At 52.4% G+C, this 15,816-nt stretch carries 19 protein-coding genes; 4 read left to right on the forward strand and 15 right to left on the reverse strand.

Going from position 1 to position 15,816, the window contains the following annotated elements; all coding sequences use genetic code 11:
- Positions 1-70 precede the first annotated feature (70 nt).
- The gene (locus OGY33_RS24020) at positions 71-1,036 is read left to right on the forward strand and encodes a DMT family transporter (protein ID WP_003830433.1); all 966 of its coding nucleotides are present in this window, start codon (positions 71-73) and stop codon (positions 1,034-1,036) included.
- Between the two features lie 68 nt (positions 1,037-1,104).
- On the opposite strand, the gene OGY33_RS24025 is transcribed toward OGY33_RS24020, so the two are convergent.
- Positions 1,105-2,676, reverse strand: coding sequence for a methyl-accepting chemotaxis protein (locus tag OGY33_RS24025; RefSeq protein ID WP_149607490.1), 1,572 nt, complete (start codon positions 2,674-2,676; stop codon positions 1,105-1,107).
- Positions 2,677-2,920: 244 nt separating this feature from the next.
- Between OGY33_RS24025 and ytfE the strand changes: the two genes are divergently transcribed.
- Positions 2,921-3,583 (forward strand): iron-sulfur cluster repair protein YtfE, encoded by a 663-nt coding sequence (gene ytfE, locus OGY33_RS24030; protein WP_103768626.1) that lies wholly within the window; start codon positions 2,921-2,923, stop codon positions 3,581-3,583.
- Between the two features lie 147 nt (positions 3,584-3,730).
- On the opposite strand, the gene cycA is transcribed toward ytfE, so the two are convergent.
- Both cycA and bamJ read right to left on the reverse strand, forming a co-directional pair.
- Positions 3,731-5,140, reverse strand: a complete 1,410-nt coding sequence (cycA, locus tag OGY33_RS24035; RefSeq protein ID WP_048227199.1) for a D-serine/D-alanine/glycine transporter — start codon at positions 5,138-5,140, stop codon at positions 3,731-3,733.
- Between the two features lie 308 nt (positions 5,141-5,448).
- Entirely contained in the window at positions 5,449-6,069 is a 621-nt protein-coding gene (gene bamJ / locus OGY33_RS24040) for a BamJ family beta-barrel-assembly machinery protein (RefSeq protein WP_191239033.1), read from the reverse strand.
- Positions 6,070-6,288: 219 nt separating this feature from the next.
- On the opposite strand from bamJ, the gene OGY33_RS24045 reads away from it, so the two are divergent.
- Positions 6,289-6,939 carry a LysM-like peptidoglycan-binding domain-containing protein gene (locus tag OGY33_RS24045; protein ID WP_008786018.1) on the forward strand — a complete coding sequence of 217 codons (651 nt, stop codon included), beginning with the start codon at positions 6,289-6,291 and terminating at the stop codon, positions 6,937-6,939.
- 64 nt (positions 6,940-7,003) lie between these two features.
- Here the strand turns inward: OGY33_RS24045 and OGY33_RS24050 are convergent, their stop codons facing one another.
- From OGY33_RS24050 to OGY33_RS24080, 6 genes are all read right to left on the reverse strand, one after another.
- Entirely contained in the window at positions 7,004-7,927 is a 924-nt protein-coding gene (locus OGY33_RS24050) for a DMT family transporter (RefSeq protein ID WP_048215078.1), read from the reverse strand.
- A 142-nt stretch (positions 7,928-8,069) separates the two neighbouring features.
- Positions 8,070-8,519 (reverse strand): 50S ribosomal protein L9, encoded by a 450-nt coding sequence (gene rplI / locus OGY33_RS24055; protein WP_003025676.1) that lies wholly within the window; start codon positions 8,517-8,519, stop codon positions 8,070-8,072.
- Between the two features lie 41 nt (positions 8,520-8,560).
- The gene (rpsR, locus tag OGY33_RS24060) at positions 8,561-8,788 is read right to left on the reverse strand and encodes a 30S ribosomal protein S18 (protein ID WP_000135199.1); all 228 of its coding nucleotides are present in this window, start codon (positions 8,786-8,788) and stop codon (positions 8,561-8,563) included.
- Between the two features lie 4 nt (positions 8,789-8,792).
- On the reverse strand, positions 8,793-9,107 hold the full coding sequence (gene priB, locus OGY33_RS24065) for a primosomal replication protein N (RefSeq protein WP_003025674.1): 315 nt from the start codon (positions 9,105-9,107) through the stop codon (positions 8,793-8,795).
- A gap of 6 nt (positions 9,108-9,113) precedes the next feature.
- A complete protein-coding gene (rpsF, locus tag OGY33_RS24070) occupies positions 9,114-9,509 on the reverse strand; it encodes a 30S ribosomal protein S6 (RefSeq protein ID WP_003025672.1) in 396 nt (131 codons plus the stop codon).
- Between the two features lie 158 nt (positions 9,510-9,667).
- A complete protein-coding gene (locus OGY33_RS24080) occupies positions 9,668-10,432 on the reverse strand; it encodes a TSUP family transporter (protein WP_126319445.1) in 765 nt (254 codons plus the stop codon).
- Between the two features lie 299 nt (positions 10,433-10,731).
- Between OGY33_RS24080 and yjfY the strand changes: the two genes are divergently transcribed.
- A complete protein-coding gene (gene yjfY, locus OGY33_RS24085; protein WP_003025668.1) occupies positions 10,732-11,007 on the forward strand; it encodes a DUF1471 family protein YjfY in 276 nt (91 codons plus the stop codon).
- Between the two features lie 131 nt (positions 11,008-11,138).
- Here yjfY and OGY33_RS24090 read toward each other — a convergent pair whose 3' ends face one another.
- From OGY33_RS24090 to ulaA, 6 genes are read right to left on the reverse strand one after another with little or no spacing between them, the layout of a single operon-like run.
- Positions 11,139-11,825, reverse strand: a complete 687-nt coding sequence (locus OGY33_RS24090) for an L-ribulose-5-phosphate 4-epimerase (RefSeq protein ID WP_048215080.1) — start codon at positions 11,823-11,825, stop codon at positions 11,139-11,141.
- Positions 11,825-12,679: an L-ribulose-5-phosphate 3-epimerase gene (locus tag OGY33_RS24095; protein WP_043018185.1), complete on the reverse strand. Its 855-nt coding sequence runs from the start codon at positions 12,677-12,679 to the stop codon at positions 11,825-11,827. The genes OGY33_RS24090 and OGY33_RS24095 overlap by 1 nt, the downstream gene beginning before the upstream one ends.
- Before the next feature lie 9 nt (positions 12,680-12,688).
- A complete protein-coding gene (ulaD, locus tag OGY33_RS24100; RefSeq protein ID WP_003025660.1) occupies positions 12,689-13,339 on the reverse strand; it encodes a 3-keto-L-gulonate-6-phosphate decarboxylase UlaD in 651 nt (216 codons plus the stop codon).
- A gap of 12 nt (positions 13,340-13,351) precedes the next feature.
- A complete protein-coding gene (gene ulaC, locus OGY33_RS24105; protein ID WP_006686330.1) occupies positions 13,352-13,819 on the reverse strand; it encodes a PTS ascorbate transporter subunit IIA in 468 nt (155 codons plus the stop codon).
- A 10-nt stretch (positions 13,820-13,829) separates the two neighbouring features.
- Positions 13,830-14,135: a PTS ascorbate transporter subunit IIB gene (gene ulaB, locus OGY33_RS24110; RefSeq protein WP_003025655.1), complete on the reverse strand. Its 306-nt coding sequence runs from the start codon at positions 14,133-14,135 to the stop codon at positions 13,830-13,832.
- Positions 14,136-14,150: 15 nt separating this feature from the next.
- Positions 14,151-15,548, reverse strand: a complete 1,398-nt coding sequence (ulaA, locus tag OGY33_RS24115) for a PTS ascorbate transporter subunit IIC (protein ID WP_191239034.1) — start codon at positions 15,546-15,548, stop codon at positions 14,151-14,153.
- Positions 15,549-15,816: the final 268 nt, after the last annotated feature.

Consider the following 15,816-nt stretch of genomic DNA (forward strand, 5'->3'; position numbering starts at 1 on the left):
ATCTCATACAATACGGCGGCATTTTTCCTGCCTACACTCGACTTATTGTTAAACGATGTGGATGTCCAAAATGATTAGCGGTGTGTTGTATGCCCTGTTGGCCGGGCTGATGTGGGGATTAATTTTTGTTGGACCGCTGATCGTACCGGAATACCCGGCGGTATTGCAGTCGATGGGGCGTTATCTGGCGCTGGGGCTGATCGCATTGCCGATTGCCTGGCTGGGACGTGCGCGCCTGCGTCAACTCGTGCGGAAAGACTGGGTAACTGCGCTGACGCTAACAATGATGGGGAATCTGATTTATTACGTTTGCCTGGCAAGCGCCATCCAGCGCACCGGCGCACCGGTCTCCACAATGATTATTGGTACATTACCGGTGGTGATCCCAGTCTTCGCTAACCTACTCTACAGCCAGCGTGACGGCAAATTATCATGGTGGCGTCTGTCGCCTGCGCTGGTATTGATTGGTATAGGACTGCTGTGCGTGAATATCTCGGAGCTGAATCAGGGGTTACCAGACTTTAGTGGCTGGCGTTATGGTTCCGGCATCGCGCTGGCGCTTGTCTCGGTGGTGTGTTGGGCATGGTATGCGCTGCGTAATGCCCGCTGGCTGCGCGAGAATCCGGATAAGCACCCGATGATGTGGGCGACGGCCCAGGCTTTGGTAACGTTGCCCGTTTCTCTGCTCGGTTATATTGCCGCCTGCCTGTGGCTGAACGGGCAAACGCCGGACTTCGCTCTGCCCTTCGGTCCGCGTCCGGGTGTGTTTATCGGCCTGATGATAGCCATTGCGGTATTGTGTTCGTGGGTTGGCGCACTGTGCTGGAACGTCGCCAGCCAAAAATTACCGACGGTGATCCTCGGCCCGCTGATTGTCTTCGAAACGCTGGCTGGCCTGTTGTACACCTTTATTCTGCGCGAGGAATTTCCACCTCTGCTGACGGTAAGCGGAATAGCACTGCTGATGGTTGGGGTGGTGATAGCCGTCAGAGCCAAGCCGCAGAAACCGAGCGTCGTGGTGGTTTCACAATCATAATATGCCGGATGGCGCTGCTTATCCGGCCTACAAGGACTGTACGATCTCATGTAGGCCGGATCAGGTGTTTACGCCGCCATCCGGCGCGACACTTTAAACACCGCTACCGTCTGGTTCAACCGCGCGGCCTGCTCTTCAAGCGCGGCAGCGGCGGAAGCGGACTCTTCTACCAGCGAGGCGTTTTGCTGCGTGACGCGATCCATTTCGGCAACCGCCAGGCCTACCTGATCGATACCCCGACTTTGTTCATCAGAAGCTGAGGCAATCTCCCCCATGATGTCGGTCACGCGGGTCACGGCGCTAACTATTTCCGCCATCGTTTCTCCCGCTTCATGCACCAGCGCCGTACCGGCATTGACCCGATTCCCTGAGTCATCAATCAGCGCTTTGATCTCCTTCGCCGCCTGAGCGCTACGCTGCGCCAGCGTACGAACCTCGCCGGCGACCACGGCAAACCCGCGCCCCTGCTCGCCCGCACGCGCCGCTTCCACCGCCGCGTTTAGCGCAAGGATATTGGTCTGGAAGGCAATACTGTCGATAACATTGGTAATTTGCGCGATTTTGCTGGAACTGGTGGCGATTTCATCCATCGTACGCACCACGCCATCGACAACGGTTCCGCCTTTTTGCGCCGTCTGTGAAGCATTTTTTGCCAGACTTGTCGCCTGACGCGCGTTATCTGCGTTCTGTCTCACGGTTGCGGTAAGTTGTTCCATGCTGGCTGCGGTCTCTTCCAGAGAGGCAGCCTGCTGCTCGGTACGTGAAGAGAGATCGTTACTGCCTGCGGCGATTTCACCCGCGCCGGTATAGATGGTATCAGCCCCGTCACGCACCACGCTGACCGTATTCGCCAGCGCCTGCTGCATGTCACGGACGTTGCTTGCCAGCAGCGCCATTTCATTACTGCCGTCGGCGCTGATGGGGTGCGTCAAATCGCCTGCGGCAATGTGGCGAATATGTCCCATCACCTCGTGGAGCGGCTTGAGCAGCACTCGCTGCATCGCCAGCCAACTGGCGATAATCACGGTGACGACAATCAGCATCACCGCGGACAGCAGCCAGATTATCTTCTGATAATCACTCTCATTGTCCTGCACTCCGGCAGTGGCCAGCGCCGTTTGCGCGCTACGCCATTGCCGATAAACTTCCTGCATGGCCGTTTGCTTTTGCTCGGCATTCTGCTTAAACATCTCTTCCAGCTTTCCTTCAGCCAGCAGCGCGTTCATTTTTGCCAGCGTCGCAGAATAGATGCCGTACTGCTCTTCCAGTCGATCGGCCAGATGCTCATCCAGCCCCGGCGTTTCCGGCAGAGCGTAGTATTTATCGTAATGCTCTTTCGATTCGGCCAACAGGCGATTTGCCGTGTTCACCAGCTCCTGCAGCTGACCGCCGTTAATATCGCTGGCCATCGTTCCCTGTAAACGCAGCATGCCCCGGTTGAGCGTGACGCGAGCCTGGTTCAGGCTAATCCACGCATCGGTAAACTCGGCCACGTTCTGGCTGGAAAGTTGAGACACGTTAAAGTTCTGTTTATCGTTATTGAGTGCACCAATAAAGACGCCCGCGGAGATGAGCTGCATTGCGCCCAGCGCGAGTAGCACGGTGATAAGTAAGGTTATCACTTTGATTCGTTTGAACATCTGTAGCCTTTTATTATGCAGGTATTGTCTGAGGTCTAACTATCGGCAGCGGCGTGCGCTTATTTAATCCTGTCGTGCGGCTTTTTTCTCCGTACCTCTCCTTTCCAATAAGATTCAGCATCTTAACGAGATAAGAAATTTTCGTGACGTCCATCACAAAATACCCCACCCCGAAAGGGTTATATCCTTCGCAATAAGTTGCATTTAAAATGCACCTTATATTATTGAGAATGAGGTAACGGCAATGTCTTATCGCGATCAACCTTTAGGTGAACTGGCGCTCTCTATTCCTCGCGCTTCGGCCCTGTTTCGTAAATACGATATGGATTACTGCTGCGGTGGTAAGCAAACGCTGGCACGCGCTGCCGCGCGTAAAGAGCTGGATTTAGACGTTATTGAGGCGCAGCTCGCGCAGCTGGCTGAACAGCCACTGGAGAAAGACTGGCGTACCGTGGCTCTGGCTGAAATCATCGACCATATCATCGTGCGTTTTCACGACAGACACCGCGAACAGTTGCCGGAGCTGATCCTGCAGGCCACTAAAGTTGAACGCGTTCACGCAGACAAACCGAACGTACCGCGCGGTCTGGCGAAAAACCTGACCATGCTGCATGAAGAGCTGTCCAGCCACATGATGAAAGAAGAACAGATCCTGTTCCCGATGATCAAACAGGGCATGGGTAGCCAGGCGATGGGGCCAATCAGCGTGATGGAAAGCGAACATGACGATGCGGGTGAACTGGTGGAAGTGATCAAACACATCACCCATAACGTAACGCCGCCACCAGAGGCCTGCACCACCTGGAAAGCCATGTATAACGGCATTAACGAGATGATCGACGACCTGATGGAACACATCAGCCTGGAAAACAATGTGTTGTTCCCGCGTGCCCTCGCAGGTGAATAAAAAAGCCCGGTGGCGCTAGCGCTTACCGGGCCTACAACGACCTCGAACGTAGGCCTGATAAGGCGAAGCCGCATCAGGCAATCCCGCCAGCATATTGCCGGATGCGGCGTAAACGCCTTATCCGGCCTACATCTCACGTCTTAGCGATTAACGCACGCCTGCCATACGTTTCTTACCGATAAACAACCAGCCCAGACCCAGCGCGATGAACCACAACGGCGTGACGATCAGCGCCTGGCGGGTATCTTCTTCCAGCGTCAGCAGTACCAGTACGAAGACGAAAAACGCCATACATACCCAGCACATCAGCTTGCCTAACGGCATCTTGTAGATTGATTTTTCATGCAGGTGAGGACGTTGCTTGCGGTACACCAGGTACGAGCAAAGAATGATGGTCCAGACGAACATGAACAGAATCGCCGATACAGTGGTGATCATGGTGAAGGCGCCAATCACGCTCGGATTCACGTACAGCATCACCACGCCGCCCAGCAGACAGATACAGGAGAAGGTTAAACCCTTCGCCGGAACTGCGCGTTTTGAGAGTTTGGCAAACGCTTTAGGCGCAACGCCTTCCTGCGCCAGGCCGAACAGCATACGGCTGGTAGAGAACACGCCGCTGTTTGCAGAAGAGGCAGCTGAAGTCAGTACAACAAAGTTGATCAGGCTCGCCGCAGCAGGCAGACCAACCAGCACAAACAGTTCAACGAATGGGCTCTTGGTTGGCACTACCGAGCTCCACGGCGTAACGGACATAATCACGATCAGCGCGAACACGTAGAACATGATGATACGGATTGGAATCGAGTTAATGGCGCGCGGCAGAGATTTCTCCGGGTCCTTGGTTTCCGCTGCGGTCGTACCCACCAGCTCAATACCCACAAATGCGAACACCGCTATCTGGAAGCCGGCAAAGAAGCCGCTCAGACCTTTCGGGAACCAGCCACCGTCATTCCACAAGTGCGTGAACGATGCCTGAACGCCGGTTGGCGACTGGAAGTGCGTCAGCACCATCACCAGACCGACGACAATCAGGCCGATAATGGCAACGATTTTGATCATCGCGAACCAAAACTCCATCTCACCGAACATTTTTACGGTGGCGAGGTTAAGGCTCAGCAGTAGCACGATCACCGCCAGCGAGGCGACCCAGTCTGAGAGTTCGGGGAACCAGAATTGCGCATACGCGGTAATGGCGACAACGTCTGCCATCCCGGTAACGACCCAGCAAAACCAGTAGGTCCAACCGGTAAAATACCCGGCCCATGGCCCGAGCAGGTCAGAGGCAAAATCACTAAACGATTTGTACTCCAGATTCGAGAGCAGCAATTCACCCATTGCACGCATCACGAAAAACAGCATAAAACCGATGATCATATACACAAAGATGATCGACGGTCCGGCGAGACTGATGGTTTTACCGGAGCCCATAAACAGGCCAGTACCGATAGCGCCACCAATAGCAATAAGTTGAATATGACGGTTTGTGAGATTGCGCCGTAGCGACTGTTCAGACGACGCCTCTTCAGCGGTGTCGACTTTTACCTGATCTACCATGTTTTTTCTTCCTGTACCTGTCTGTGTTGTTCAGGCTCTACGGCCTTTAGTGTGTCTATGATACGACGATCCTGTTATCAGGACTCATCGATATTAGGTAAGAATTGGCGGGATGAATACTAAGATTTAGATATAATGTTAATTTAATGTTTAAAGTGAGTGTCATATCACTCTGATAGCGCGAATCAGCTCACAAAAATACACGCTGATGGGGCATTTGCAAGATAAAATATCGACAACGACGTAACTATAGCTTTTCACGCTATTTTTTTGCTCCCCCCGGCCTCGGGGGGAACAGAAGTCACTGCTTACAGGATCTCAAGCAGCTCAACTTCGAACACCAGCGTGCTGAACGGAGGAATGGACGCGCCAGCGCCGCGCTCGCCGTAAGCCAGTTCCTGAGGAATAGTCAGTTCCCATTTGGAACCTACCGGCATCAGGGTCAGCGCTTCAATCCAGCCTGGAATTACGCCGTTAACCGGGAATTCAGCCGGTTCGCCACGTGCGACAGAGCTGTCAAACACGGTACCGTCGATCAGCTTACCGGTGTAGTGCACGCGAACGCGGTCAGTACGTGCCGGAATAGCACCTTCACCCTGGGTCAGAACACGGAACTGCAAACCGGATTCAGTGCTGTTCACACCGTCTTTCTCACGGTTTTCTTCCAGATATTTGACGCCATCAGCCGCCATAGCCTGGAAACGCTCGCGACGAACTGCATCAGCACGTTCGTGGATTTCACGCAGTGCGCGATGCACAACATCAACCGGCACTGCCGGGTGCTTACCTTCCAGCGCGTCAGCGATACCCGCTACCAGCGCTTCAGGCAACAGTCCTTCCAGTCCGGATTCGCTCAGCTGTTGTCCTACCTGCAAACCAATGCCGTAGCTTGCTTGCGCTTCGATAGAGTCAAAAGTCGGGTTAGCCATCATATTTCCTTTCATCGGATGTAAAGTAGCGGGCAGCATATCAGCCATGCCGCATCCGGTAAAACTTTGTCTCGGGAACAGATGACAAATCGCGAGGAAACATAAACAATAGGAATATCCCGCGTTGACGTCACGAAAGCGGGTAATATGACGAACATCATAGCGTTAGCCATCTATACTCTATGATCGAGGAACGAGACGCGGAGCAGGAGGAAAGCCATGCCCGGGCGCTTTGAATTAAAACCAACCCTGGCGAAAATCTGGCATGCACCGGACAATTTTCGCATTATGGACCCGCTACCGCCTATGCACCGCCGCGGCATTATTATTGCTGCTATTGTGTTGGTGATAGGTTTCCTGCTCCCTTCCAGTGACACCAGCGATACCCCTGTGGTGACGCGTACTGCCCAGCTGGATTTACAGTCACAATCGCAGCCACCGACCGAGGCTCAGTTGCAGGCACAGCTTGTCCCGCCGCAAAATGATCCCGGCCAGGTCGCTCCGGTTGCGCCAGAGCCAATCCAGGAAGGCGAACCTGATGCGCAGCCTCAGGTCCAGCAATCTCAGCCGCAGACACAACCTTTCCAACAGGATAGCGGAATTGACCAGCAGTGGCGCTCCTACCGCGTAGACTCAGGTAAAACGCTGGCGCAGGTATTCCGTGACCATAACCTCCCGCCAACCGATGTGTATGCGATGGCACAGGTTGAAGGCGCCGGAAAACCGCTGAGCAATCTGAAAGACGGACAGATGGTGCAGATCAGGCAGAATGCCAATGGCGTAGTGACAGGATTAACCATTGATACCGGAAATGGCCAGCAGGTCCTGTTTACCCGCCAGCCTAACGGCAGTTTTATTCGCGCCCGTTAAGCGCTGTGACCCCGCGATTCCAGGCCTGATAAGCGATAGCGCCATCAGGCATCAAGGTGAAACGTCAGCGTTTCACCTTGTTCACCCACCAGATCCCTGAACACACCAGCACCAGCGCTACCGCATATTTCCATTCGAGAATATTTTCACCGAGGAATATTGCCGACAGCACTGCTCCCGAAACTGGGATCAGGAAGTTAAACGGCGCAATCATCCCCACGCGATTATGCTTGAGCAGAATACTCCACAAGGCGAAAGCGACCGAAGAGAGTAACGTCAGGTAGCCGAGAATCGCCACCGAAGACGCACCGTGTACGGTTAGCGTGCCGCCAAAAGCGTAGCCGCCGATAACCAACGCCAGGCCGCCACCGCCCAACTGGTACCCTGTCATTACCGTCGGGTCCACCGTCTGAGAAATACGTTTTCCATATAGCGTGGCAGCAGAGAGAATAAAGGCTGCCATCACTACTGAGCCGTCGCCTAACAGGCTGAAGCTAAAATCCATTCCGCTGCTAAAGTTCACCACCATTACGCCGGTAAAGCCCAGAATACAGCCCAGCGCTTTGTTGTAGCTCAGTTTGTCGTTATGGTAGATAAAATGGGCCAGCAGCACGCTGAAGAAGGTCCCGGTCGCATTCATGATGGACCCTTTCACTCCCGTCGTGAACGCCAGGCCAATGTAGAAGAAGATGTATTGCAGCGAGGTTTGCGTTAGCCCCAACAGCGTGAGTTGGCCGTACTGACGCGGGCTTAACCGGCCAATCGGTTTACGCTGCGCTACCGCCAGCAGTAGCAGCAATAATCCCGCAAACAGAAAGCGATATCCGGCAAAGACAATCTTTGAGGGAATGTCATCCGTGGCAATCTGGAAGATCTCATATCCGCTTTTGATCGCCGGATAGGCGCTCCCCCACAGCAGGCAGCAGAACGCCGCGCTCAGGTAGACAATATTTTTACGCGCAAACAGAGGTTGGTGCGTTGGTTCCATTCCATCACCACTTTGAAATAATGTTTTATTTTTGTGATTATCCCGAAAAGGATAAAGAATAGCCAGAGAGAAAAGCGGGGGAACAGAAAAGCAAAACGCCGGCACAGGGCCGGCGCTTTTACGCGGTCATCAGAATAAAAACTTATTCTGCAACTACGTTTACAGTCAGCTTAGCAAACACTTCGCTGTGAACCTGGAAGCTCACTTCGTGCTCGCCAGTGGTACGCAGAACGCCGTTCGGCAGACGAACTTCGCTCTTAGCTACTTCAACGCCAGCTGCAGTTACAGCGTCAGCGATGTCGCGAGTACCGATGGAACCGAACAGTTTACCTTCGTCGCCAGCTTTAGACGCGATGGTTACGGTTTCCAGTGCGTTGATTTTCTCAGCACGAGCTTCAGCAGCGGACAGAACGTCAGCCAGTTTAGCTTCCAGCTCAGCGCGACGCGCTTCGAAAAATTCAACGTTTTTCTTGGTAGCAGGAACAGCTTTACCCTGTGGTACCAGGAAGTTACGAGCATAGCCCGCTTTAACGTTAACCTGATCACCCAGGCTACCCAGGTTTGCTACTTTATCAAGCAGAATAACTTGCATTACCTTATCCTCTCAAAGTCGTATTAATGGACCGTGACCGATTACTGATGACGATCAGTGTACGGCAGCAGGGACAGGTAGCGAGCGCGTTTGATAGCGCGAGCCAGCTGACGCTGGTATTTTGCACGGGTACCGGTGATACGGCTTGGGACAATCTTACCGCTTTCGGTGATGTAGTTTTTCAGCGTAGCGATATCTTTATAGTCGATCTCTTGAACGCCTTCCGCGGTGAAACGGCAGAACTTGCGACGACGGAAATAACGTGCCATATGGCTAGTCTCCAGAATCTATCAATTCAATCTGCTCGGCATGCAGAACCATTTTGCTCAGGCCGTTCTTTGCCTTGTGGCAAGAGATGAACCCCTGAACGGTCACTGCGCTACCGACCGTTATACTGTGAGTAATGGCCTGGTTTTCGTGTCCGCTAATAATAACGGGCATTTGGCACCACGCCTGCCGGTGAAACCCGGCTTCCTCCTGCACAGAACGATGCTCAAGCACGAACTGGCAATGAGGAATTCCTGATGGACTGACCTTTCGAAGGGGGGCCCTGCACACAGTGCCGGACAACGCCAGACGGTTGGTCATCAGAAATTACTCTTCAGAATCCCCAGCTTCAGCATCATCTGCGGTTTCGTTAGCGAAATCATCGCGACGTTCACGACGCTCGTCTTTCGCTTTAACCATCGGAGATGCTTCGGTAACAGCGTGTTTAGTACGCATAACCATGCTGCGGATAACGGCATCGTTGAAGCGGAAGGTAGTTTCCAGCTCATCGATCACTTCCTGCGGCGCTTCAACGTTCATCAGAACGTAGTGAGCTTTGTGCAGTTTGTTGATCGGGTAAGCCAGCTGACGGCGGCCCCAGTCTTCCAGACGGTGGATCGTGCCTTCTGCACCAGTGATGGCAGCAGTGTAGCGTTCGATCATACCCGGAACCTGTTCGCTCTGGTCAGGATGGACCATAAAAACGATTTCGTAATGACGCATCGAATTGCTCCTTACGGATTATTCAGCCTCCTGTCTGGGTCAGCCGAGGCCCATGGAGGCAAGGAACGTGTTAAAGGTCGGCTGAAAAATGACGCGTCATAATACTGGGGTCAGCAGGTAAACTCAAGGTGCTTGTACGATTATTTATCATGTTGCCATTAATACATATCCAGCAGCATTTTGATGCTGATACAAATGGAGACAATGACAATCATGGGTCGGATGACTTTCTTACCGCGCGTCAGTACGACTGTCGCACCAAGACGTGCGCCAAGGGATTGCCCTGCAAACATCACCAAACCCAGCGACCAGATCATTTTACCGCCGAAAATGAAGAACAAAATTGAGGCGATGTTCGACGCCAGGTTAATAAAATTCGAGTGGATTTGCGCTTTATCAATACTGTATCCCCACAGCAGAATATAGCTGAGGGTATAAAAGGAACCTGCCCCAGCACCGAGAAAGCCATCATAAAAACCAATACATCCCCCACCGATCAACGAGAAGAGAAACAGGGATACCTGCTGCTTTCTTTTCGGTTCGCTAAGGTTTGGCGCAAAAATAAAGTAAATGGCGACTGCGATAATCAGGATTGGGAGCAGTTTCTTCAGCAGTTCCGGTTCAATGAACTGGATAAGCGTCGTTCCCAGCGCAGAACCGATAAAGGCAGATAAAAACACATACTTGTGCTCCTGCACGTTGATATGTCCTCGGCGTAAAAAGTAAATTCCGGAGGTCAGCGAACTACCCAGAGCCTGAATTTTATTGGTTGCCAGCGCATTAGCCGGGGGTAAACCAGAAATTAAGAGTGCGCCAATAGAGAGAAATCCACCACCACCCGACACCACGTTAATAAAGCCAGCCACCAGCGCGACCATAAACATAACCACGAAATAGCTGAAATCCATGAATGAAGCATCCATAAGTTTTTGCCTTATTATCATAAAGTTATATTAATTATCCGGCTCACTATAAACGGCGTACTCACCCGATTAAATTGACTATTTGGTAAGAGCTTATGCGCGAAAGGCAGGTATTTTTTCACCGCAGCGGTATACACCAGCAGACTGTTAATTAAAGAAAAGATGGTTATGCGGTAATTTTTTGAACAACTGCATCAGAAATGGTCGCTATCGACTGCGCTGGTAGCGGTTAAAATTACATCAGAAGTTAATCACTCACAGGAGAGAGGCAACCAGAGACCGCAGTCGAGGAGGTACATATGCGAGCCCGTGTTTTGACCCTTCTGGCTGTGCTTTTGCTCAGTGCAAATGCAACGGCAGCCATCAAAATTGATAACCATCAGGCCAGGAACATGGATGATGTGCAGAGCTTAGGCGTCATTTACATAAATCATAACTTCGCCACTGAAAGTGAAGCCACTCAGGCCCTGAATGAAGAGACCGATGCGCAAGGCGCAACCTACTACCACGTGATCCTCACCAGGGAACCTGGTAGTAACGGAAATATGCACGCCAGTGCAGATATTTATCGTTAACACCAGAAATAACCAATGAGAACATTGCCACAGTTTGACTTGCCCCCTTCACTGGGGGCTTTTTTTGCAAAACAATCCCGAAGCCAGACCGATCTCATCCCCATGAAGAGTTGGCTCCGGAACGTTTTTTCCTACTTCTGCCCGTAGTAGGCGTTTGGGCCGTGCTTACGCATGAAGTGTTTATTCATCAGATAACTGTCGATGGGGCTAAGAGCCGGATTAATGCCACGCGCAATCCATGCCATTTTTGCCACCTCTTCCATCACCACCGCGTTATGTACCGCGTCATGAGCGTCTTTGCCCCAGGCAAACGGGCCATGCTGGTACACCACTACGCCTGGCGTATGCAAAGGTTCCACCTCCCCCAGCGTTTCAACAATCACCCTGCCGGTATTCAGCTCATACTCATCCTGAACTTCCGCTTCAGTTAACGCCCGGGTGCAGGGGATATCACCAAAGAAGTAGTCCGCATGCGTCGTGCCTAGCGCAGGAATTGCCAGACCTGCCTGCGCCCATGCCGTCGCGTGGGTTGAGTGGGTATGCACCACGCCGCCAAGAGAGGAATAGCGACGATACAGCGCCAGATGGGTGGCGGTATCGGAAGAAGGACGATAGCGTCCTTCCACCACGTTGCCGTGCAGATCCACAACAACCATGTCGTCCACTGTCATTGTCTGGTAGTCGACGCCGCTGGGCTTAATCACCACCAGCCCGCGTTCGCGGTCGATGGCGCTGACATTACCCCAGGTAAACGTCACCAGCCCGTAGCGCGGCAGATCCATATTGGCCTCAAAAACCTGCTGTTTGAGTTTTTGCATTACACCGCCTCCACCAGACCGGCGCTGGCCATACGCGCTTTCACCCAGTCGCGCGCCTTCGCCACTTCACGAGCCGGGTCGTCCGACGTTTCACTCCACATCTCAATCAGATACGGTCCGCAATAGCCACTCTGTTTGAGCGTTTCGAAACAACGTTCAAAATCGACAACCCCTTCACCAAACGGCACATTTTTGAATACGCCGGGTTTAGTATCTTTCACGTGTACGGCAACGATATGACCCATTCCCGCCTGCAGCTCCATCTGCACATCGTTGTCCCACGCCGACAAATTGCCGATATCGGGATACAGCTGGAACCACGGATTGTTGAGATAGTGAGCGTATCCCAGCGCCTTACTGATCGAATTCATCAGTGGATAATCCATGATTTCCATCGCCAGCGTCACCTGTGCACGGCTCGCCATCTCTACGCTTTCTTTCAGCCCATCGCGAAACCGACGACGCGTTTCGTTATTTGCCTGCTGGTAATAGACGTCGTAACCCGCCAGTTGAATAACGCGAATACCGATATCCTGCGCAAACTGAATGGCTTTACGCATGATCTCCAGCCCCTGTTCGCGCACCGCATCATCTTCACTGCCAAGCGGGAAACGACGATGAGCGCTCAGGCACATGGACGGTACCCGTATCCCTGTCTCGGCGATAGCGGCCACCAGCGCCAGTCGCTGCTCGCGGTTCCAGTCAAGACGCGCCAGGCGAGCGTCGGTTTCATCAACCGACATTTCGACAAAGTCAAAGCCCAGTTCCTTCGCCAACTGCAAACGCTCCAGCCAGCACTCCCCGCCGGGGAGTGCTTTTTCATAAATACCGAGCGGGACCTGTTTCGACAACATAGTCGCTCCTTATCCCCACAGCTGGGCGATAGAACGTTTGAACTGACGGGCCGCTTCCACCGGAGAGGCGGCATCGCGAATGCTGCGACCGGCAATAAATACGTGAATCGGAATTCCCTGGAACAGCGGCAGATCTTCCAACGCCAGACCGCCGGTGACGGTGACTTTAAAGCCCATCTCGGACAGGCGTTTGATCGCGCTGATATCCGCCTCTCCCCATGCCACACCCGCTGCCTGCGCATCACGGCTGCGGTGATACACAACTTGCCCAATGCCCGCGTCACGCCACTCTTGCGCCTGCTCCCAGGTCCAGTAACCCGTCAGTTCAATCTGTACATCACCGTTAAATTCTTTCGCCACCTCCAGTGCCCCCTTGGTGGTGTTGATATCCGCACAGCAGATGACGGTGACCCAGTCAGCGTTGGCTTCGAAACACATGCGGGAGAGGATTTTTCCCGCATCGGCAATTTTGGCGTCCGCCAGCACAATTTTATGCGGGTAAAGCGCCTTCAGATCGCGTACGGCGCGCACGCCCTCTGCCACGCAAAGAATAGTGCCCACCTCAATGATATCGACCTCTTCGGCAATCAAACGCGTCGTTTCATACGCGGAAGACATTGATTGGTTATCCAGCGCAACCTGCAACATAGGTAATGACATTTTGGTATCCTTTTAAACAGCCGCCGCAGTGGCGTTATCAATTAAATCCAACACTTCCTGCGCGGTGCGGCAGGCGCGTAAACGGTCAAAATTGGCTTCGTCATCAAAGAGATTCACGATCTGCATGATGCCCACTTCCTGATGCGTGTTGGCGTCAACTGCCGCCATCGTTATCAGAATATCGACCGGGTCGTTATCTTCGTGGTTAAACACCAGCGGCGTTTTCAGCGTCACCAGCGCAAAACCGGTTTTCTTAACCCCTTCCTCCGGACGGCCGTGCGGCATTGCCAGGCCTGGCGCAATCACAAAGTACGGGCCAAACTGCTCAACGCCATCAAGGATGGCCTGGTAGTAGCGTGGTTCAACCACATCAGCCTTAACCAACAGATCCACACCAAGCTTTACCGCTTCCTGCCAGGTACTGGCCTCGGCTTGCAAAAGGATGGAATTATTGTCTGCCAGCGAGTCACGTAATTTCATATGCCGCCCCTTACTTCACGTCCTGCGGGAAATGCGCTTTGATCACTTCCAGCAGTTTTGGTCCAAAATCGGCAGGAGACAGCATGTTGCGTACGCCAACGACATATTTATTGCCAGAAACGGTAATCTCACCGGCGATATGCGTAGAAGCGATGATGATATCCGCACCGCTCAGTTCACTTTTGTATTCACCCACGGCGCAGCTGTTCACCGTATGGTCAATATTTGACTGGGTTAAAAACTGGTCCACTTTCATTTTCATGATCATGGAACTGCCCTGCCCATTGCCACACACAGCCAGAATACGTACGGTCATAATCGGAACTCCTTATTAAGCAGAGTGTTCTGCCAGTTGTTTTTCTGCGTCTTCCTCAGCGCGCAACGTGCGTCCTGCGAAAAACATATAAGCCAGTGCAATCAGAATAATGACGGCCATAAACACGATGCCGATGGAGGCAAAGCCTTGCATCATCGGCGGTGCCAGAATTGACCAGTCCGCCATGCCCATCCAGGCGCTCATACCGGTGAGCTTAACCGCCCAGACGCAGCCGAAGATTTCGATCATCCCCATCACCAAGCAAATCTTGAGCGCCGCGCGCCAGCCGCCAAAGTGGTTAGCAAATACGCCGATAGTGGCGTTCGAGAAGAACATCGGGATAAAGCCTGGGATAATCAGGATGGAAGAGCCGCAGGCAACCAGAATACCTACTGCAATAAGTTGGCCGATGGTGCCCCACATAAAGCCCCAGACCACCGCGTTGGGGGCAAAGCTGTAAATCGCTGCGCAGTCGATAGCCAACACCGCCCCGGGGATCAGACGTTGAGAGATACCGTTGAACGCTTCTGAAAGTTCAGCAACGAACATACGTACGCCCTGGGTGATGATGAAGATAGCGACAGCAAACGAAAAACCGGTTTGCAGGATATAGACCGTCCAGTGGGCTTTACCCGCCATCGCCTGAACCACATCTATGCCGAAAGAAAGCAGGATCGCCCCGAAAAAGATGGTCATCACAATCGCGGTGGAAACGATGTTGTCATGGAAGATATTCAGCCAGCCTGGCAGCTTGAGATCTTCTACGCTCTCCTCTTTCTTACCCAGATACGGCGCGACTTTGTAAGCAATCCATGAGGCGAACTGCTGCTGGTGACCGATGGAAAAACCGCAGCCGTCAGTTACTTCCTGCGTCGGTTTGTACATCATATTGGAGGTAATGCCCCAGTAGAGCGACACCAGCACCGCGGTACAGATGATGGTGGTCCACATCGGGTAACCAAAGATGTAGAAAGAGACAGCAATCAGCCCCGCCTGCTGGAACATGATGTGCCCAGTCAGCATGATGGTTCGAATACCGGTAATACGCCGTAGCAGTACGTAACAAATGTTCAGCGCCAGCGCTAACAGTACGGCGTACCCTACCCAACTGTAGGCATCACCCATTCGTTCGATGGTTGCCATCATGGAGGCATAGGTATCGGAGATCGCGCCATTGATACCGTAAACCTCAGACATCTTCGCCACCACCGGTTTAAACGTGCTGGTCAGAATGCCCGACCCTGCCTGCAATAACATAAAACCGATAATCGTTTTGATCGTGCCTTTGATAATGACGCTGACACTTTTACGCAACAGGATATAGCCGAGGCAGGTCACAATACCCAACAGCAACGGTGCATTGGTCATGACCTGATTAAAAAAGACGGTAAAGATGTTGTAGAGGATCTCCATAACGATCTCCAGTAGACGAAGTTGCTGAACATTCATTACAGATGCCCAGGATGTTGTGCCCTCACTCTAATTTTCAAAAGTAATCACAACAAGATTGAATTTGATTAAATGTGATGAAGTACGCAAATAATTCTCTTACTTGCAGAGTGGATTTACTTCAAATTCATACAAGTCAAAATAAATTCATTTAAAACAATAAAATACAAAAATACATTTCATATAAACCATCTTGTCACGTTGTAATTTGTTCACATTTTCCCATTCAACA

This window comes from Citrobacter sp. Cpo032 (assembly GCF_030332975.1).
GTDB lineage: Bacteria > Pseudomonadota > Gammaproteobacteria > Enterobacterales > Enterobacteriaceae > Citrobacter > Citrobacter portucalensis.